This is a genomic window from Cupriavidus sp. 10L45, from assembly GCF_056395225.1.
In genome coordinates this window covers 1-18,095 of sequence record NZ_JBFTJC010000018.1, presented here as the reverse complement: position 1 = coordinate 18,095, position 18,095 = coordinate 1, and the positions used below count along the sequence as shown (strand labels likewise).

The following is an 18,095-nucleotide window of genomic DNA, read 5'->3' as shown; positions in this document are numbered from 1 at the left end:
GAGGGAGCCAAGCCGTGAAATTCTCCACCCAGGTCAAACCCATCAGTTACCTCAAAAGCCACGCCGCCGAGATCGTCAAGGACATCTCGGCGTCGCGCGAGCCGATGCTGATCACCCAAAACGGCGAGGCCAAGCTCGTGGTCATGGATGTGCGCACGTTCGAGGAACAGGAAGAAACCCTCGCCCTGCTGAAGCTGCTGGCGATGGGCGCCCGCGACATCGAGCGCGGGCGTTTTCGTGATGTGGAGGACGTCTTCGCCGACCTAGATAAGGACGACGACGCGTGAGGGCCGTCTTCCTTGCAGCGGCAGAAGAGGATTTGCACGAACTGCGCCGCCACATCGTCCGGCGCTTCGGCAAGGCAAGTTGGCAGGAAACCTTGCAGGGCACCAAGGACTCGGTGCGCACGGTCCAGGCCTTTCCGGAAGGCGGTGCCATCCCCGACGAACTGGCAGACCTCGGCCTCCGGCAGTACCGACAGGTCATCTCGGGCATGAACCGGATCCTCTACGAGGTCAGGGCTGACGGCCTGTACATCCACATCGTCTGCGACACGCGCCGCGACATGCGCACCCTCCTTTCCCGCAGGCTCCTGCGAGCGATTCCAGAAGGCAACTAGATGCGAAAAACGGCCCGGAGGGTATCCCCCTCCGGGCCGTTTTCTTGTACCGGCAGATTTGCCAGCCGCTCAGTCCACCATCTTCCCAAACGTGAACGCGCCGTCTTCGTAGTCCACCGGGATCACGTCCTTGGCGGCGAACTTGCCTTCGAGGATGGCGCGGGCCACCGGGTTCTCGATCTGCTGCTGGATCGCGCGCTTCAGCGGCCGGGCGCCGAACACCGGGTCGTAGCCTGCGCTGGCAATCTTCTCCAGCGCCGCCTCGGTCACGTCCAGCGTCATGTCCATGCGTGCCAGACGCGCCTGCAGCCGTTGCAGCTGGATGCGGGCGATGGACTCGATGTGCTGCTGGTCCAGCGAGTGGAACACCACCACCTCGTCGATCCGGTTCAGGAACTCGGGGCGGAAATGCGTGCGCACCTCCTGCCAGACTGCGCCCTTCACCACGTCCTGCGGCTCGCCGGACATCGACTGGATCAGGTGCGAGCCCAGGTTGCTGGTCATCACGATCACCGTGTTCTTGAAATCGACCGTGCGGCCCTGGCCATCGGTCAGGCGGCCATCGTCCAGCACCTGCAGCAGCACGTTGAACACGTCCGGGTGCGCCTTCTCGACTTCATCGAGCAGGATCACCGCATACGGCTTGCGTCGCACCGCCTCGGTCAGGTAGCCGCCTTCCTCGTAGCCCACGTAGCCCGGGGGCGCGCCGATCAGCCGGCTAACGCTGTGCTTCTCCATGAACTCGCTCATGTCGATGCGGATCAGGTGGTCTTCCGAGTCGAACAGGAACTCGGCCAGCGCCTTGCACAGCTCGGTCTTGCCGACGCCGGTCGGCCCCAGGAACAGGAACGAGCCATAGGGCTTGTTCTCGTCCGCCAGGCCGGCACGCGAGCGGCGGATGGCGTCGGACACCAGCCGCACGGCCTCGTCCTGGCCCACCACGCGTGCGTGGAGGCGGTCTTCCATCTTCAGCAGCTTGTCGCGCTCGCCCTGCATCATCTTGGCGACCGGAATCCCGGTGGCACGGCTGACTACCTCGGCGATTTCCTCGGCACCCACCTGCGTGCGCAGCAGCTTGTTCGGCTGCTTCTGCTCGCTGGCCTCGGCCTTGGTCGCCGCCTGCAGCTTGCCTTCCAGTTCCGGCAGCTTGCCGTACTGAAGCTCCGCCACCTTGTCCAGCTTGCCCTCGCGCTGCAGCCGGGTGATCTCGAGCTTGATCTTCTCGATCTCTTCCTTCAGCGCAGCCGCGCCCTGGGCAGCGCCCTTCTCGGCGCGCCAGATCTCGTCCAGGTCGGCATATTCCTTCCCAAGCCGCTCGATTTCCTGCTCGATCAGCTCCAGCCGCTTGCGCGACGCCTCGTCGCTCTCCTTCTTCACGGCCTCGCGCTCGATCTTGAGCTGGATCGTGCGGCGCTCGAGCTTGTCCATCGCCTCCGGCTTGGAGTCGATTTCCATCTTGATGCGCGCGCCGGCCTCGTCGATCAGGTCGATGGCCTTGTCCGGCAGGAAGCGGTCCGTGATGTAGCGGTGCGACAGTTCCGCCGCCGCGACGATGGCCGGGTCGGTGATCTCCACGCCGTGGTGCAGTTCGTACTTCTCCTGCAGGCCGCGCAGGATGGCGATGGTCGCCTCCACACTCGGCTCTTCCACCAGCACCTTCTGGAAGCGGCGCTCCAGCGCGGCGTCCTTCTCGATGTACTTGCGGTACTCATTGAGCGTGGTCGCGCCAATGCAGTGCAGCTCGCCGCGCGCCAGCGCCGGCTTGAGCATGTTGCCGGCGTCGATGGCGCCCTCGGCCTTGCCCGCGCCGACCATGGTGTGGATTTCGTCGATGAAGACGATGGTCTGGCCTTCATCCTTGGCCACGTCGTTCAGCACAGCCTTGAGCCGTTCCTCGAACTCGCCGCGATACTTGGCGCCAGCCAGCAGGCCGGCCATGTCGAGCACCAGCACGCGCTTGTTCTTGAGCGTCTCGGGCACCTCGCCGTTGACGATGCGCTGGGCCAGCCCTTCGACAATGGCGGTCTTGCCCACGCCCGGCTCGCCGATCAGCACCGGATTGTTCTTGGTACGGCGCTGCAGGATCTGGATGGAGCGGCGGATTTCGTCGTCACGGCCGATCACCGGGTCGAGCTTGCCCGCACGGGCGCGCTCGGTCAGGTCGACGGTGTATTTCTTGAGCGCCTCGCGCTGGGATTCGGCATCGGCACTCTGCACGGTGTCGCCACCCCGCACGGTCTGGATGGCCGCCTCGAGCGACTTGCGCGACAGCCCATGCTCGCGCGCAATACGGCCGCCCTCGCCTTTGTCGTCAGCCACGGCGAGCAGGAACAGCTCGCTGGCAATGAACTGGTCATTGCGCTTGATGGCTTCCTTCTCGGTGGCGTTGAGCAGGTTGTTGAGGTCACGGCCCACCTGGACCTCGTTGGTGCCCTGCACCTGCGGCAGCCGCTTGATGGCGGCGTCCAACGTGGTCTGCAGCCCACTGACGTTCACACCGGCGCGCGCCAGCAACGTGCGCGCGGCGCCATCGTTCTGCGCCAGCAGCGCGCGCAGCAGGTGCACCGGTTCGATGTACTGGTTGTCGTGACCCAGCGCCAGGCTCTGCGCATCAGCAAGCGCCTCCTGGAACCGGGTGGTGAATTTATCAAGTCGCATTCGGATCCCTCTCTCTCTAGGAAAGTGTGTCCTGTTGCGCGGGGTGGCCCGGCCCGGACACGTTACTTCGGAAAGATAGGGCTTTGACTTGACATTTCAAGGCTGACGGGCGGATTTCGAGCGGCGGCGCCAAAGCCATATGGCGACCGCAGTGACCACCAGCGTCGTCAGAAACGAGGGAAGCCAATACAACAACGCTTCGAAGTTGTATCCGTCCTCAGCGGGATCGAAACGCCGGTAATGGTCGAACAACCACTGTCCGAGCCACGGAGGAATAGAAATGACCTCCGAGTAATCCAGCCACTTGGCAGTCAGGTACAGAGGAAAAAGCACAAGCCACGCGGCCAGCAACACGACTTTGACAAGTGCCTTTAAGACCGCCGTCACGGCGTAGACCTCTTGACCGTGAGTCTGCCGTAGCAGGCAACATCCGTGTTGGGAATCCGGCCGACAGTCGATGCTTTGAGCAAAGCCCTCAGGCGGTCAAAGTCGGTGCAAGACATCGTCCACTCTTCCATCCGCGGCGAAGAGGGCGAACCACCTGCGCCTGTCGGTCGAAAACGGATTTTGCTCCCGAAACCATCTCAAACGCCCGCCGGAGGGCCGGTCTAACACGTAATAAGTGCCAGGCGTGATCGGACCGGAGTTCTTGCGACAGGCGGCAAGATAACTATTGATGTCCCCATCTCGTCCCGAGAATGCCGGCACATCGAGTACGCCGGCCCGAAGCCGACTCATGGGCCGGTCGTTGAGATAAAACGTCAAATCGATCATGACTCGATGCTCCTTCGTGAAACGAGCATCGAGATTGGCTTAGGGGCGCGCCAGGCCCAATAGGAATTGTTCGAAAGCGGTCATCAAACTGACTGGGGTCAGAACGCTCCCGTCGAGATGTGGGGTCTCTCGACGGGAAACGTGGCGTTTAACGCACCTACCCGACTAGTTCGGCACGTTCACCGTCGATCCACTCACCGAAATCACATCGCCCGCCGCCGGGGTGGCGGCGATCGGGGGGACGTTCGAGGGCAGGATCTGCGGTGCCGGGGCGGCGGTGCCTCCGCGTGACGTGGTGCGCACCACTTGGGACGGCGGCAGGGCCGTGCCGCTGCGCAGGTTGGCGTACACGGCGTCAAGCGCCCGGTTCAGGTACACGTGCAGCGGGATGAAGGTGTTGGCGTAGCCAGGCAGTACGTCGATGAAGGCGTCGAAATGCTGGCCGTTGGTCACCTCTATATAAGAGAGTTTGCTGCTGGTGCCCTCGGCCACCTTGTTCAGCCCCAGGTAAGGCCGCGACGTGTGGTTGACCGGCAGCAGGCCGTCGCTGCGGCCATGGACGATCATCGCCGGCTTGCCGCGCAGATTGCCCGTGCGCAAGGTCTGGCCGATGCCCGCCTGGAGTGCTGCGCTGTTGGTCAGCAGGTCGCGCAGGCAATTGGCGCCGGGCAGGTTGGCGTCCTGGGTGCCGTCAGCATTGATCGAGACGAAGTCGCGGATCGCGCCACCTTGGGCACTCTCGTTCATGAGCGTCACCCCCGTGCTGGGTGGCACGCCGTTGCCGGTGGAGAAGGTCAGGGCCAATGTGTTTGGCGGGATGGTCACGGGCTTGTTGTCAGCCGCGCCGGGCGAGGCGAATGTGTAACCGCACAGTTTGTCGGTGACGCTGGCACGGGAATACGAGTTGGCGTACGTCACTGAGATCGAACTGGCCACTTCGAATGTTGAAAGCGAAGCATGGAGCACATCTGACTCTGGCTCCCAGCCGGCCGCGTGCAAATGGTCCAAGGCATCGTCGGCCCGCGCGATGAGATCAGCGCCCGCCAATTGGCCACCACCTACCAGCGACGCACATCGGTTGCCACCCTGTAGCGCCGGACTGGGCGTAAACGGTGCAGGTAGCACCTTCTGCCCCGCGCAAAGCGAGAACAGGTTCGCCGTGGTCGTGTAGTCATACAGATGCCGCCCCGATGACCCCACCGTCACCCCGCCCCGCTTCACCGTGATGGCCGGCACGGCGGGCATGTTCACGTTCGGCTCGCCCACAGCCACGCCGTCGATCAGGCCGTTCGTATCCTGCTCCGCCGCCGCGATGGCCGCGCCGCCGCCGTTGGAGACGGCCGAGGCGATCACCAGGATCTTGTCCTTGCCGATGGAGGCCTGCCGCACCCCGTCGGACCCCACGGTGCCGAATTTATCGTTGATCGCCCACATGGCGAACTCGATGGCCTGGAGCGTGTTCAGCCCCCAGTTGGCCTCGGGATTCTGCTTCGAGTGGGCATGCTTGTAGGCCAGCCGGTGCGGATTGGCAGTGGTGAAGTCCGCCAGCGACTGCGCGCCCGGCTGCGCCGCGAACTGGGCCAGCTTGCCGGCGCCGGTGCGAGCCTGGCGAGTGCCGTTGATCAGCGGCACGGTGTCCGAGTCGAGGTCGTGCGGCCCCGCGCCCGTGCCCTTGTCGGTATAGGCCACGGCACAGCCGCGCTTGAGCCCCCATTCGCCGACCGAAATCCCGCCATAAATGCCGCGCGAGCCCGACGAGGTCGCCGAGATCAGGCAAGGATTGGCGGGATCGAAGTTGGTCGGGATCTGCGCCATGATCGTCACGTTCTGCTGGCCGGTGCCGTCGTCGGCAAAGGCGATGTACTCGGTACCGGGCACCTTGCCCTGGCTGGCGGTGACGTTACCCTGGGGATCGACGTTCGGCCCGTACAGCGAGCCGTACCCGCCCAGCGGATTGGTATCGACGATGGCGCGGTAGTTATTGAAGATGGCGATGCGGCGCAGCTCGGCCGCCGTGGGCGCGGCGGGATCGGCGGGAACCGGCGCGGTAGCCGTGGCGATCAGACCGTCCTTGCCGAGCCCGGCGGTCAGCAGGTCGTCGGTCGTGCCGTCGTAGTTCTGCACGCCGATGGTGCCCACCACGAAGGTCGGCCGGTTGTTCGGGTTCTGCGTGACCGGGCCGCCACCGCCCCCACCGCTGTTGTTGTTGTCCCCGCCGCCGCAGGCGCCAATCAGCAGCACCGCCACGGCGGCGGCAATGGCGGTGTGGCATCGTGGATCGACTAGGAATTTTCCTGCGCGCGTTGCAAGGCTATGCGTCATGGGGTGTCTCCTGTTATGTATGCCGGCGGGGCCGGATCGGTAAAACAGAAACAAGACCTACGAACCGCAAACTGCAAACCGCAAATGCAAACCAACGGGGGCGACGGGGGCGATGGGGAGCACGCCCGGCGGAGCGTCGTATTCGTCCCTCCCGGGACATAGTAGACGGTTCAGGCGTTTGGATGCGAGCAGGCAGTCAGTCGAATGCCAGCTATAGCGCCGATGCCGGAACCTGTATGTGCGACCCGATACATAGGCATCGGGCCAGCCAAGTGTTTGACGGAAAAGGGAAAATACTTAGGCGAGCGCGCGCCAGGTCCAGATGCCGAAGGCCGTGAGCACCAGCGAGCCACCCAGGTGCACCACCACGTGGGCGAGCGCCCAGCGATAGTCGCCCGCCATCAGGTTGCCGACCACCTCGCTGGAGAACGTCGAGAACGTGGTCAGGCCGCCGAGAAAGCCGGTGACGGCCAGCAGCCGCCATTCGGGCGAGAGGCCCGGGTGCGACTGGAAGAACGCCACGGCGATCCCGACCAGATAGCCGCCCACGAGGTTGGCGGCCAGCGTGCCGTACGGCAGCGCCGGGTTGGCCGCGTTCCACAGCACGGAAAATCCCCAGCGCAGCCAGGCGCCCGCGGCGGCGCCGACGCCCACCGCCACAAACCCGAGCGGACCCATTCAACCTTCCTTATTGTTGTTCGATGTGTCCGATGATTCGGCGTTGAACGATTCGATGCCCCAGCGGCGCAGCGCCGCGTCGTCCGAGACCCGCGCATCGACCCAGCGCGCGCCCTCGGGCGTTTCTTCCTTCTTCCAGAACGGCGCCTCGGACTTCAGGTAGTCCATGATGAACTCGCACGCCGCGAAGGCATCGCCCCGGTGCGCGGACGCCACGGCGACCAGCACGATCTGGTCCAGCGGCTGCAACAGCCCCACGCGATGGACAATGGTCACGCCGAGCAACGCCCAGCGCTCGCGCGCGGCGGCCTCGATGCGTTCCAGCGACTTCTCGGTCATGCCCGGATAGTGCTCGAGTTCCATCGTCCGGACCGCCGTGCCGTGCGTGACATCGCGCACGGTGCCGATGAAGCTGGCCACGGCGCCCACGCCGGGATTGCCGGCCCGCAGCGCCGCCACTTCGGCGCCGAGGTCGAAATCATCGTGCTGCACGCGTGCGCTCATCTCAGCCTCCGGTCACGGGCGGGAAGAACGCCACCTCGCAGCCCTCGGCCAGCGGCGTGTCGGCGCGGGCCACGGCGTGGTCCACGGCCATGCGCAGCGCGCGGCCCTCGGCCAGCGCCTCGGCCCACTGGCCGCCGCGCTCGCGCAGCCAGCCGCGCAGGTCGCCCACGGTGCGTACGCTGGCGGGCACCTCGGCGCGCTCGGCGCCCTGCCCCACCTGCTCGCGCACGCTGGCGAAGTATCGGAGTTCGATTTGCATGATGTTCGGGTCCGCGCGTCAGCCCAGCAGGCCGTCGAACGGGATGAATTGCACGGTGTCGCCGCGACGAATGGTCTGGTTCGGCGGGTTGTCGATCAGCCCGTCGCCCCAGACCGTAGACGTCAGCACGCCCGAACTCTGGTTCGGGAACAGGTCGAGGCCGCCCGCGTCGTTGAGGCGCGCGCGCAGGAATTCGTTGCGGCGGTCGCCACGCTCCAGATCGAAATCGGCACGCAGCGGCAGGCGGCGCGGCGTCACATCGGCCACGCCTTGCAGACGCAGGATGAACGGCCGCACGAACAGCAGGAAGGTGACGAAGCTCGACACGGGGTTGCCCGGCAGGCCGAGGAAGTGCGCTGGACTGTCCGAGCCGTTCGCCACCTGGCCGAAGGCCAGCGGCTTACCGGGCTTGATGGCGATCTGCCAGAGGTCCAGCCGCCCTTCGGCCTGCACGGCCGGCCGGATATGGTCTTCCTCACCCACCGAGACGCCACCCGAGGTGATGATCAAATCACACCCTTCGGCGGCGCGGCGCAGGGTGTCACGCGTGGCGGCCAGCGTGTCCGGCACGATGCCGAAGTCGGACACTTCGCAGCCCAGGTTTTCGAGCAGGCCGCGCAGCGTGAAGCGGTTGGAGTTATAGATGGCGCCCGGCTTGAGCGGCTCGCCGGGCATGGCCAGCTCGTCGCCCGTGAAGAACACGGCCACGCGCACGCGGCGCACCACATCCAGCTTCGCCTGCCCGACCGAAGCCGCCAGTCCCAGCGCCTGCGGCGTCAGCCGCGTGCCGGCCGGCAGGATCTCGGCGCCGGTTTCGATGTCCTCGCCCGCGCGGCGAATCCATTCGCCCGAAGCCGGCACATGATTGACGATGACCGCGTCGCCATCGGCCACGCACTGCTCCTGCATGACCACGGCATCGGCGCCGGGCGGGATCAGGCCGCCCGTGAAGATGCGCGCGGCGGTGCCGGCGGCCAGCGCCGTGCCCACGTGGCCGGCCGGAATCCGCTGCGAGACCGGCAGGCGCGTACCCGGCGCGGGGACGTCGGCGGCGCGCATCACGTAGCCATCCATCGAGGTATTGTCGGCGGGCGGCACGCGCAGCGTGCTGGTCACGGGCGCGGCCAGCACGCGGCCGTTGGCGTCGAGCGTGTCGACGGTCTCGGTGGCCGTCAGCGGACGCACGCCGGCCATCAGGGCCGCGAGGGCCTCGGCCATGGTCAGCATCGGCGGACGGTTGGCGGCAGCAGTTGGAGTGGGGGCTTGGGTCATGTGAGCGTGGCTGGAATCAGGTTGGCCCATGAAAAACAGCCCCCGGCGCGAAGCCTGGGGGCCGTGGCAGCGGGCCCGGCAAACCCGATTGTAACGAGTTGGGCGCCGGTCGGTCGCTGGACAGTCGCTTACAGTCCGGTGTGCCGGGCGATGTACGCCTTGACCTGCGCGGCATCCGCCGGCATCACCTCGAAACGCTGCGGCAGCGCCTCGATCCCATCGAACGCGGCGGGCCGCTCGGGCTCGTGCCCCAGTGCCTCGCGGATCGTGTCGGCGAACTTGGCCGGCAGTGCCGTTTCCAGCACTACCATCGGCACGCCCGGCGTCAGGTACTCGCGCGCCACCTTCACGCCATCGGCGGTATGGGTGTCGATGGTGACGCCGTAACGCGCGTGCACGTCGCGGATGGTGGCCAGGCGGTCGTCATGCGTGCTGCGGCCCGAAACGAAGCCGAACTGGCGGATGCGGTCGAATTCCGGCGTGCCGGAGAGATCGAAGCCCCCCTTGGCATCCACGTCGCGGAACAGCGCGGCCAGCTTGTCGCCGTCCTGGCCGAGCAGGTCGAACACGAAGCGCTCGAAGTTCGAGGCCTTGGAGATATCCATGCTCGGGCTCGACGTGTGGTACGTCTGCGCCGAGGTCCGCACGCGGTAGGTGCCGGTGCGAAAGAACTCGTCGAGCACGTCGTTCTCGTTGGTGGCCACCACGAGCTTGTCGATCGGCAGGCCCATCATGCGCGCGATATGGCCGGCGCAGACGTTGCCGAAGTTACCCGACGGCACGCAGAACGACACCTTCTGGCCAGGGCCATCGGTGGCCAGCAGCCAGCCCTTGAAGTAGTAGACCACCTGGGCCACCACGCGCGCCCAGTTGATCGAATTGACGGTGCCGATGCACTGGCGCGCCTTGAAGGCGTGGTCGTTCGACACCGCCTTGACGATGTCCTGGGCGTCGTCGAACACGCCTTCGATGGCCAGGTTGAAGATGTTCGGGTCCTGCAGGCTGAACATCTGCGCGGTCTGGAACGCGCTCATCTTGCGGTGCGGGCTCAGCATGAACACGCGGATGCCGTCCTTGCCGCGCATCGCGTACTCGGCGGCGCTGCCGGTGTCGCCGGACGTCGCCCCGAGGATGTTCAGCTTCAGGCCGGCCCGGCGCAGTGCGTACTCGAACAGGTTGCCGAGCAGCTGCATCGCCATGTCCTTGAAGGCCAGCGTCGGGCCGTTCGACAGGCCCAGCAGTTGCAGCGGCGTGCCGCCTTCCTCGCCCAGCGTGCGCAGCGGGGTGATGTCCGCCGTGTTATCGCCCGGACGTGCGTTGCAGTACACCTCGGCGGTGTAGGTCTGGCGCGTCAGCGCGCGCAGGTCGTCGGCGGGGATGTCGTCGCAGAAGCGCGAGAGCACCTCGAACGCCAGGTCGGCATAGGACAGCTTGCGCCAGGCTTCCAGTTCGTCGGCCGTGATCTGCGGGTACTGCTTCGGCAGGTAGAGCCCGCCGTCCGGCGCCAGGCCGCCCAGCAGGATCTCGGAGAACGATTGCGGCATGTCATGGCCGCGCGTCGATTGGTATTGCATGAGCGGAGGCGTCTTAGTTCAGTTCTTCCATGCGCAGGCGCGTCACGGCGGACAGCACCGTCGGCAGCGACTCGATGCCGCGGATGGCGGCGTTCACGTGCTTCTCGCGCGTGAGGTGCGTCAGGATGATGATGTCGGTCTGCGGCTCGCCCTGGCGCGACTCCTTCTGGAGCATTGCGTCGATGCTGATGCCGCCCTCGGCCAGGATGCGCGTGATCTCGGCCAGCACGCCGGTCTCGTCGGACACGCGCATGCGCAGGTAGTAGGAGCTGGTGACTTCCTCGATCGGCAGCACCGGCACGCTGGACAGCTCGTCCGGCTGGAACGCCAGGTGCGGCACGCGATGGTTCGGATCGGCCGTATGCAGGCGCGTCACGTCCACCAGATCGGCGATCACGGCCGAGGCGGTCGGCTCAGCGCCGGCGCCCTTGCCGTAGTACAGCGTGGTGCCCACGGCGTCGGCCTGCACCAGCACGGCGTTCATCGCGCCTTCCACATTGGCGATCAGGCGGGATGCCGGCACCAGCGTGGGATGCACGCGCAGCTCCACACCCTCCTCGCGGCGGCGCGTGATGCCGAGCAGCTTGATGCGGTAGCCCAGTTCCTCGGCGTACTTGATGTCGATGGCGGACAGGTTGGTGATGCCTTCCACGTGCGCCTTGTCGAACTGCACCGGCATGCCGAAGGCGATGGCGCTCATCAGCGTGACCTTGTGGGCGGCGTCGATGCCCTCGATGTCGAAGGTCGGGTCAGCCTCGGCATAGCCCAGCTGCTGGGCTTCCTTGAGCACCACGTCGAAGTCCAGGCCCTTGTCGCGCATTTCGGACAGGATGAAGTTCGTCGTGCCGTTGATGATGCCGGCGATCCACTGGATGCGGTTCGCGGTCAGGCCCTCGCGCAGCGCCTTGATGATGGGGATGCCCCCAGCCACGGCGGCCTCGAACGCCACGATCACGCCCTTGCGTCGCGCAGCTTCGAAGATCTCGTTGCCATGCACGGCCAGCAGCGCCTTGTTGGCGGTGACCACGTGCTTGCCGTTCTCGATGGCCTTCAGGACCAGCTCGCGGGCGATGCCGTAGCCGCCGATCAGCTCCACCACGATGTCGATTTCCGGGCGGGTGACCACCTCGTTGGCATCGCTGACGACTTCCACCTCGCCGCCGGTCAGCTCCCGGGCGCGCTCGGTGTTGAGGTCGGCCACCATCGCAATCTCGATGCCGCGGCCTGCACGGCGACGAATTTCTTCCTGATTGCGCTTGAGCACGTTGAACGTGCCGCTACCAACGGTACCGATGCCGAGAAGGCCGACTTTAATGGGTTGCATGGACGTCTGACTCTGGGTTGCTTGATGCGGGATGAACGGGGGCGCCGCGGCGGCTCAGGCCGTGCCGTGACGTTTTCGATAGGTTTCGAGGAAGCGGCCGACGCGCGTCACGGCCTCGCGCAGGTCTTCCTCGTGCGGCAGGAACACGATCCGGAAGTGATCCGGCGCGCCCCAGTTGAAGCCGGTGCCCTGCACCAGCAGCACCTTCGATTCCTGCAGCAGTTCGTAGATGAATTCCTGGTCGTCCTGGATCGGGTACATCGACAGGTCGAGCTTGGGGAACAGGTACAGCGCGGCCTTGGGCTTGACGCAGCTCACACCGGGGATCTGGGTGATCAGCTCATAGGCCAGGTCGCGCTGGCGGCGCAGCCGGCCGCCCTCGCCCACCAGGTCGTTGATGCTCTGGTAGCCGCCCAGCGCGGTCTGGATGGCCCACTGGGCCGGCACGTTGGCGCACAGCCGCATCGAGGACAGCATGTTCAGGCCCTCGATATAGTCCAGCGCCGGGCGCTTGTCGCCCGACACCACCATCCAGCCAGCGCGGTAGCCGCACGAGCGGTAGTTCTTCGACAGGCCGTTGAAGGTCACTGTCAGCACGTCCGTGGACAGCGCGGCGATCGAGGTGTGCGAATGGCCGTCGTACAGCACCTTGTCGTAGATCTCGTCGGCAAAGATGATCAGGCCGTGCTCGCGCGCGATGGCCACGATCTCCTGCAGCAATTCGTCCGAGTACAGCGCCCCAGTGGGGTTGTTCGGGTTGATGACGACGATCGCCTTGGTGTTCGGGGTGATCTTCTTGCGGATGTCGTCGAGGTCCGGCATCCAGTCGTCGGCCTCGTCGCAGATATAGTGCACCGGAGTGCCGCCGGACAGGCTCACGGCGGCGGTCCACAGCGGGTAGTCCGGCGCCGGCACCAACACCTCGTCGCCGCTGTTGAGCAGCGCGTTCATCGACATCACGATCAGCTCGGAGGCGCCGTTGCCCACGTAGATGTCGTCCAGCCCCACGCCCTGGATCTTCTTCTCCTGGGTGTAGTGCATGATGGCCTTGCGCGCCGCGAAGATGCCCTTGGAGTCCGAGTAACCTGCCGAATTGGGCAGGTTGCGCATCATGTCCTGCTGGATCTCCTCCGGGGCATCGAAACCGAACACGGCCAGGTTGCCGATGTTCAGCTTGATGATCTTGTGCCCTTCCTCCTCCATCTGCCGGGCCTTTTCCAGCACCGGGCCGCGGATGTCATAGCAAACGTTCTGGAGCTTGTTCGATTTCTGGATGGGTTTCACGGCGGTGTTGGCGATGTCAGGGCAGGCTGCCGGTCTCCGTGGCAGCGGATTTTCGGAATCTTCTGGAATGTCCTGGCAAGTCTGGGCGGACGGCGGCGCATCCGCGGTGATGTGCCCGGCGCGTGGCAGACAGGGAGGCAAAAGCTATAATTTATCGGATTATGACAGACTTCGGCATGGATTCTTGCATTGCAGCGACGCTTTCCCGCGCCGGGCGCACGATCCTGCCACCGCGAGCCCCCTCTTGAAACTCCACGCTGACAAACCCAACAATCTCAATACCGTGACCAGCTACGGTCCCGGGTATATCGAAATCAACCTGGTCCGCCACAACCAGTCCGTGCTCGTCATGCCGGAAGGCCCGGTCGAGCCGTGGCCGGTTGCCCGTTTCGAGGACCTGGAACCCGCCCATTTCGACGTCCTGCTCGATAAACAGGCAGAAGTCGTCCTGCTGGGTACCGGCAACAAGCTGCGTTTTCCCCACCCGCGCCTGACCGCCGCGCTGGCTCGCCGCCATATCGGCGTGGACGCCATGGATCTCCAGGCCGCATGCCGCACCTACAATATCCTGATGGCCGAGGGCCGCAAGGTGGCGGCGATCCTGCTGGTGGAGCCGATCGACGAAGCTTGAGCGGCGGGCCCCCTGGTGCGAATATCGGCTGGCAACCTGCCGAGGTTGAGCACACGCCACGCTTGAAGTCTGGCCGACTGCCCCAAACTGCACCCGCCATGGCACAAGCCCGGATCACCCCCCACAACAAACGGGCCGCCATCACCGATGATGCACCGCCATCCAGGAGAGCCACCAGCATGACAGTCAGTCTCAACCAGGCCGTTCCGGACTTCCGCGCCCCCGCTACCGGCGGGGAGTTCCATCTTGCCGGCCAGCGCGGCAAGACCGTGGTCCTGTACTTCTACCCGAAGGACAACACGCCGGGCTGCACCACCGAAGCGATGAACTTCCGCGACCAGTACGCCGAGGTCGAGGCGGCCGGCGCCGTGGTGTTCGGCATCTCGCGCGACAGCATGAAGTCTCACGAGAACTTCAAGGCCAAGCTTGAGCTGCCCTTCGCGCTGATCTCGGACGCCGACGAGGCGCTCTGCAGCCTGTTCGATGTCATCAAGATGAAAAAGATGTATGGCAAGGAAGTGCGCGGGATCGAGCGCAGCACTTTCATCCTCGACGGCAAGGGCATCCTGCGGCACGAGATGCGCGGCATCAAGGTGCCGAACCACGTGGACGAAGTCCTCGAACTCATCCGCAAGATCTAGTCCGCCAGGCGCCACTGCCACGGGCGCAACACCGCGCAACACTCCGTCCGCAGGGTCATTGCCAAACCGAAAACGTTCGGATACATTGGCCCGTAATGCGTTCAGATCCCAGTTGCCACGCTGTTGTACCGTTCCGGCCCAGGAGAGAAAGTCCCCGGGCTGGTAGCGGACCTGCCGTGTCCGGGGTCCGCGAAGAAGCCGCCACACCTGTTCATCAGGCATGGCGGCTTTTTTGTTTGCCTGCCCTTTTCCGCCCCCCTGAAAGGATGTCCAAGCATGCCGCTGCCTACCATGCCCGCCAAGCCTGCCCAATTGCTGGACCCGAGCGAATTCGCACCGGTCTCACTGCCCAAGGCCAAAGCCGCGCAGGGTAAGAAACCTGTGCCGACGCTCGAGCGCGATGCATTGCTCGATTCAGGCCCGACCGGTGACACGGGCGACCTCCAGGCGCCCGCCACGCGCGGCCGCGCCGGCAGCCCCACGCGCGCCCGCACCCCGGACGCCCCGGCGCCAGCCACGACCGCCCCGTCCGCGCCGGCCGTGAGCCTGGTCAAGCCGGCGGCCGGCCCCACGCGCCGCGCCCGCAAGGCCGAGGGGCCCAGCAAGCTGTTCGTGCTGGACACCAACGTGCTAATGCACGACCCGAGCTCGCTGTTCCGCTTCGAAGAGCACGACATCTATCTGCCGATGATGACGCTCGAGGAGCTGGACAACCACAAGAAGGGCATGAGCGAAGTCGCTCGCAACGCGCGGATGGTCAGCCGCACGCTCGACTCGCTGGTCGGCGCCACCGACGGCGTGCTCGACGACGGCCTGCCGCTGGCCACGCTCGGCAACCGCGATGCGCAGGGCAAGCTGTTCTTCCAGACCCGCCTGAACGAGATCAAGCTGCCCGAAGGCCTGCCGCAGGGCAAGGCCGACAACCAGATCCTGGGCGTGGTCAGTGCGCTCCAGCAGCAGTTCCCGGAGCGCCAGGTCGTGCTGGTGTCGAAAGACATCAACATGCGCATCAAGGCGCGTGCGCTGGGGCTGCCGGCCGAGGACTACTTCAACGACCAGGTCCTGGAAGACAAGGACCTGCTCTACGCGGGCGTGATGCAGTTGCCCAACGACTTCTGGGCCAAGCACGGCAAGGGCGTGGAAAGCTGGCAGGACCCGAAGTCCGGCGCCATGTTCTATCGCCTGACCGGGCCGCTGGTGCCGTCGTTCCTGGTCAACCAGTTCGTCTACCTGGAGCCGATGGACGGCAGCCTGCCGCTGTACGCGCAGGTCAAGGAAATCAACGGCAAGACCGCCCTGCTCCAGACCCTGAAGGACTACACCCACAACAAGAACAACGTGTGGAGCGTGGTGGCCCGCAATCGCGAGCAGAACTTCGCGCTGAACCTGCTGATGAGCCCGGACATCGACTTCGTCACGCTGCTGGGCCAGGCCGGTACCGGCAAGACGCTGCTGGCGCTGGCGTCCGGCCTGGAGCAGGTGCTGGACCAGAAGCTCTACAACGAGATCATCGTCACCCGCGCCACCGTGCCCGTGGGCGAGGACATCGGCTTCCTGCCGGGTACCGAGGAAGAGAAGATGCAGCCCTGGATGGGCGCGTTCGACGACAACCTCGAAGTCCTGCAGAAGAGCGATGACAGCGCCGGTGACTGGGGCCGAGCGGCCACGCAGGAGCTGATCCGCTCGCGCATCAAGGTCAAGAGCATGAATTTCATGCGCGGGCGCACGTTCGTGAACAAGTTCGTCATCATCGACGAGGCCCAGAACCTGACGCCGAAGCAGATGAAGACGCTGGTCACGCGGGCCGGCCCCGGTACCAAGATCGTCTGCCTGGGCAATATCGCGCAGATCGACACGCCGTACCTGACCGAGGGCTCGTCGGGCCTGACCTATGTGGTAGACCGCTTCAAGGGCTGGAGCCACAGCGGCCACGTCACGCTGGCGCGCGGCGAACGCTCGCGCCTGGCCGACCACGCGGCGGACGTTCTTTAAGTACCGCCCGCCCGGCATTGTCCGCCGGGTGGCGTTCGTCTCCCTTTTTACCCGGATCCGGGCGTCCGCGTGGATGCCCGTCCATGTCGTCACGTCGCGTCGGGCTTTGGCTGACAGCCAAAGCGCGGCAGTGGCGCTATGATCGTCCGGTGTTCATGTCGATACGGAGGCGTCGATGGACAAGCCACAATCGTTCAATCCCTACCTGTCCGGCAATCCACGGACCCTGTTTTCCCGCCATTCGCGCACCACGCGGCGGCGCCGCATCCTGGCGGCCACGCTGATCGGCACGTCGCTGGTCATCGCCGCCACCTGGCGTCCGGCCCGGGCGGCCGAGGAAATGGTCATCCGCACGATGGGCCCCGTCAGCTATGTCTGCGGCGGCGTGGCGGAGGATGAGCGCGCCAAACTGACCGAGCAGGAGAAGAACTTCAACATGGGCATCCTGTTCACACAGGGCCCGAATGGCGAATTTTTGTCGGAAGTTGACGTCAATCTGACACGCGACGGCCAGCCGGTGGCCAATTTCAAGGCTGGCGGCCCCCGCTGCCTCATACGTGCGCCCGAAGGCAGCTACAATATCGAAGCGACCTATAAGGGTCAGGCCAAGTCCATGAAGATCAGCACCGGCACGCGCAACGCCCAGCTTCGCTGGTGATGCATTAACAATGCGCTAACCGCGCTGCACCGCGGACGGACGCGTGACCCGGCAACCGAACAAAAAGAAGGATGCCGCAGCGCCCGCTTCGCCTTTTCTCTCTCAATGCCTCCCGCACCGCCGCCCTCGCGGTGAGTGCCGCCGCGCTGCTACTGGCCGCCTGCGCCGGCGGGCCGCCGCCCCGGCAGGGTTCGTCCGTGCCCCGGGCACCCGGCAAACCGATGATCGACCCGAGCGCCGGACTTGAGGAAATCTCGATCCAGGCGATGTCGCTGGTCGGCACCCCCTACCGCTACGGCGGCAACACCCCCGATTCCGGTTTCGATTGCAGCGGCCTGGTTCGCTACGTGGTGCAGCGCGCCGCCAACGTGAACCTGCCCCGCACGACCGAGCAGATGGGCCAGCGCGGTTCGTCGCTGGACCGCAGCCAGGTGGCCTCCGGCGACCTCGTGTTCTTCAACACCACGGGACGCGCCAATTCCCACGTAGGCATCTATGTCGGCCAGAACCGCTTCGTCCATGCGCCCGCCACCGGTGGCACGGTGCGGCTCGAGGACATGGGCAAGTCTTATTGGGCCTCCCGCTACAACGGCGCCCGCCGCGTGGTGGCAGCTAGTAATTTGCCGATGACGCCGGCGCCCGCCCCAGAAGCCCCCCCGCCCGCCCCTGCGCCCACCCAGGAAGACGACGACCCCATCGCCGCCTTCGCCCGGCAATAGTCGTCTAGTAAAAGGCGTAAAAAAAAGCCAGGCGCGATGAACTGCACCCCAAAAGTTGGACACCAACTTTTGGGGTGTTTTCATGTATCGGTACTCGGAGCAGTTCAGGCTGACAGTTATCCAGAGCTACCTGGACGGTCAGGCAGGCTATGGTGAGATCGCCAAACGCCATGAAATAGACAGCGG

At 65.5% G+C, this 18,095-nt stretch carries 19 protein-coding genes; 8 read left to right on the top strand and 11 right to left on the bottom strand.

The annotated features are described in order from the left end of the window. Nucleotides 1-14 precede the first annotated feature (14 nt). Together AC1DFU_RS25765 and AC1DFU_RS25760 are read left to right on the top strand one after the other, a co-directional pair. On the top strand, nt 15-287 hold the full coding sequence (locus AC1DFU_RS25765) for a type II toxin-antitoxin system Phd/YefM family antitoxin (RefSeq protein WP_092289416.1): 273 nt from the start codon (nt 15-17) through the stop codon (nt 285-287). Continuing rightward, nucleotides 284-619 (top strand): type II toxin-antitoxin system RelE/ParE family toxin, encoded by a 336-nt coding sequence (locus AC1DFU_RS25760; protein ID WP_441593583.1) that lies wholly within the window; start codon nt 284-286, stop codon nt 617-619. The genes AC1DFU_RS25765 and AC1DFU_RS25760 overlap by 4 nt, the downstream gene beginning before the upstream one ends. A gap of 69 nt (nt 620-688) precedes the next feature. Here the strand turns inward: AC1DFU_RS25760 and clpB are convergent, their stop codons facing one another. From clpB to AC1DFU_RS25705, 11 genes are all read right to left on the bottom strand, one after another. Further along, on the bottom strand, nt 689-3,277 hold the full coding sequence (gene clpB / locus AC1DFU_RS25755) for an ATP-dependent chaperone ClpB (protein ID WP_441593582.1): 2,589 nt from the start codon (nt 3,275-3,277) through the stop codon (nt 689-691). Between the two features lie 96 nt (nt 3,278-3,373). Further along, complete coding sequence (locus AC1DFU_RS25750; RefSeq protein WP_441645731.1) at nt 3,374-3,664, bottom strand: hypothetical protein; 291 nt, start codon at nt 3,662-3,664, stop codon at nt 3,374-3,376. 96 nt (nt 3,665-3,760) lie between these two features. Next, nucleotides 3,761-4,015, bottom strand: a complete 255-nt coding sequence (locus AC1DFU_RS25745) for a tlde1 domain-containing protein (RefSeq protein ID WP_441593603.1) — start codon at nt 4,013-4,015, stop codon at nt 3,761-3,763. A gap of 201 nt (nt 4,016-4,216) precedes the next feature. Then, nucleotides 4,217-6,373 carry a 3-hydroxybutyrate oligomer hydrolase family protein gene (locus AC1DFU_RS25740; RefSeq protein WP_477105749.1) on the bottom strand — a complete coding sequence of 719 codons (2,157 nt, stop codon included), beginning with the start codon at nt 6,371-6,373 and terminating at the stop codon, nt 4,217-4,219. Between the two features lie 297 nt (nt 6,374-6,670). Further along, entirely contained in the window at nt 6,671-7,051 is a 381-nt protein-coding gene (crcB, locus tag AC1DFU_RS25735; protein ID WP_092289424.1) for a fluoride efflux transporter CrcB, read from the bottom strand. Further along, nucleotides 7,052-7,555 carry a molybdenum cofactor biosynthesis protein MoaE gene (locus AC1DFU_RS25730; protein WP_441593581.1) on the bottom strand — a complete coding sequence of 168 codons (504 nt, stop codon included), beginning with the start codon at nt 7,553-7,555 and terminating at the stop codon, nt 7,052-7,054. It lies immediately after the preceding gene. A gap of 1 nt (nt 7,556) precedes the next feature. Then, nucleotides 7,557-7,814 carry a molybdopterin converting factor subunit 1 gene (moaD, locus tag AC1DFU_RS25725; protein WP_092289428.1) on the bottom strand — a complete coding sequence of 86 codons (258 nt, stop codon included), beginning with the start codon at nt 7,812-7,814 and terminating at the stop codon, nt 7,557-7,559. A gap of 18 nt (nt 7,815-7,832) precedes the next feature. Next, complete coding sequence (locus AC1DFU_RS25720; protein ID WP_177219841.1) at nt 7,833-9,041, bottom strand: molybdopterin molybdotransferase MoeA; 1,209 nt, start codon at nt 9,039-9,041, stop codon at nt 7,833-7,835. Nucleotides 9,042-9,214: 173 nt separating this feature from the next. Further along, nucleotides 9,215-10,660, bottom strand: a complete 1,446-nt coding sequence (gene thrC, locus AC1DFU_RS25715) for a threonine synthase (protein WP_092289432.1) — start codon at nt 10,658-10,660, stop codon at nt 9,215-9,217. A 13-nt stretch (nt 10,661-10,673) separates the two neighbouring features. Further along, complete coding sequence (locus AC1DFU_RS25710) at nt 10,674-11,984, bottom strand: homoserine dehydrogenase (protein WP_092289434.1); 1,311 nt, start codon at nt 11,982-11,984, stop codon at nt 10,674-10,676. 54 nt (nt 11,985-12,038) lie between these two features. Next, a complete protein-coding gene (locus tag AC1DFU_RS25705; RefSeq protein WP_092289436.1) occupies nt 12,039-13,268 on the bottom strand; it encodes a pyridoxal phosphate-dependent aminotransferase in 1,230 nt (409 codons plus the stop codon). Between the two features lie 244 nt (nt 13,269-13,512). Here AC1DFU_RS25705 and AC1DFU_RS25700 point away from each other — a divergent pair, with 244 nt between their 5' ends. The 6 genes from AC1DFU_RS25700 to AC1DFU_RS25675 form a co-directional block, all read left to right on the top strand. Continuing rightward, nucleotides 13,513-13,899: an Mth938-like domain-containing protein gene (locus AC1DFU_RS25700; RefSeq protein WP_441593580.1), complete on the top strand. Its 387-nt coding sequence runs from the start codon at nt 13,513-13,515 to the stop codon at nt 13,897-13,899. Between the two features lie 179 nt (nt 13,900-14,078). Further along, nucleotides 14,079-14,540: a peroxiredoxin gene (locus AC1DFU_RS25695; RefSeq protein ID WP_092289440.1), complete on the top strand. Its 462-nt coding sequence runs from the start codon at nt 14,079-14,081 to the stop codon at nt 14,538-14,540. A gap of 276 nt (nt 14,541-14,816) precedes the next feature. Beyond that, entirely contained in the window at nt 14,817-16,532 is a 1,716-nt protein-coding gene (locus tag AC1DFU_RS25690) for a PhoH family protein (protein WP_441593579.1), read from the top strand. Between the two features lie 175 nt (nt 16,533-16,707). Beyond that, the gene (locus AC1DFU_RS25685; protein WP_441593578.1) at nt 16,708-17,190 is read left to right on the top strand and encodes a hypothetical protein; all 483 of its coding nucleotides are present in this window, start codon (nt 16,708-16,710) and stop codon (nt 17,188-17,190) included. A 71-nt stretch (nt 17,191-17,261) separates the two neighbouring features. Further along, nucleotides 17,262-17,909 (top strand): C40 family peptidase, encoded by a 648-nt coding sequence (locus AC1DFU_RS25680; protein ID WP_092289444.1) that lies wholly within the window; start codon nt 17,262-17,264, stop codon nt 17,907-17,909. A gap of 82 nt (nt 17,910-17,991) precedes the next feature. Beyond that, the coding region (locus tag AC1DFU_RS25675) for a transposase (RefSeq protein ID WP_477109024.1) at nt 17,992-18,095 on the top strand (104 nt) is incomplete at its 3' end.

Excerpts from the sequence above, each read along its gene's own strand:
- AC1DFU_RS25710 (WP_092289434.1), bottom strand. The coding sequence starts at position 11,984 with ATGCAACCCATTAAAGTCGGCCTTCTCGGCATCGGTACCGTTGGTAGC.
- AC1DFU_RS25685 (WP_441593578.1), top strand. The coding sequence starts at position 16,708 with ATGGACAAGCCACAATCGTTCAATCCCTACCTGTCCGGCAATCCACGG.
- moaD (WP_092289428.1), bottom strand. The coding sequence starts at position 7,814 with ATGCAAATCGAACTCCGATACTTCGCCAGCGTGCGCGAGCAGGTGGGG.
- clpB (WP_441593582.1), bottom strand. The coding sequence starts at position 3,277 with ATGCGACTTGATAAATTCACCACCCGGTTCCAGGAGGCGCTTGCTGAT.
- AC1DFU_RS25720 (WP_177219841.1), bottom strand. The coding sequence starts at position 9,041 with ATGCTGACCATGGCCGAGGCCCTCGCGGCCCTGATGGCCGGCGTGCGT.
- AC1DFU_RS25730 (WP_441593581.1), bottom strand. The coding sequence starts at position 7,555 with ATGAGCGCACGCGTGCAGCACGATGATTTCGACCTCGGCGCCGAAGTG.
- crcB (WP_092289424.1), bottom strand. The coding sequence starts at position 7,051 with ATGGGTCCGCTCGGGTTTGTGGCGGTGGGCGTCGGCGCCGCCGCGGGC.
- AC1DFU_RS25740 (WP_477105749.1), bottom strand. The coding sequence starts at position 6,373 with ATGACGCATAGCCTTGCAACGCGCGCAGGAAAATTCCTAGTCGATCCA.
- AC1DFU_RS25690 (WP_441593579.1), top strand. The coding sequence starts at position 14,817 with ATGCCGCTGCCTACCATGCCCGCCAAGCCTGCCCAATTGCTGGACCCG.
- AC1DFU_RS25695 (WP_092289440.1), top strand. The coding sequence starts at position 14,079 with ATGACAGTCAGTCTCAACCAGGCCGTTCCGGACTTCCGCGCCCCCGCT.
- AC1DFU_RS25680 (WP_092289444.1), top strand. The coding sequence starts at position 17,262 with ATGCCGCAGCGCCCGCTTCGCCTTTTCTCTCTCAATGCCTCCCGCACC.
- thrC (WP_092289432.1), bottom strand. The coding sequence starts at position 10,660 with ATGCAATACCAATCGACGCGCGGCCATGACATGCCGCAATCGTTCTCC.
- AC1DFU_RS25745 (WP_441593603.1), bottom strand. The coding sequence starts at position 4,015 with ATGAGTCGGCTTCGGGCCGGCGTACTCGATGTGCCGGCATTCTCGGGA.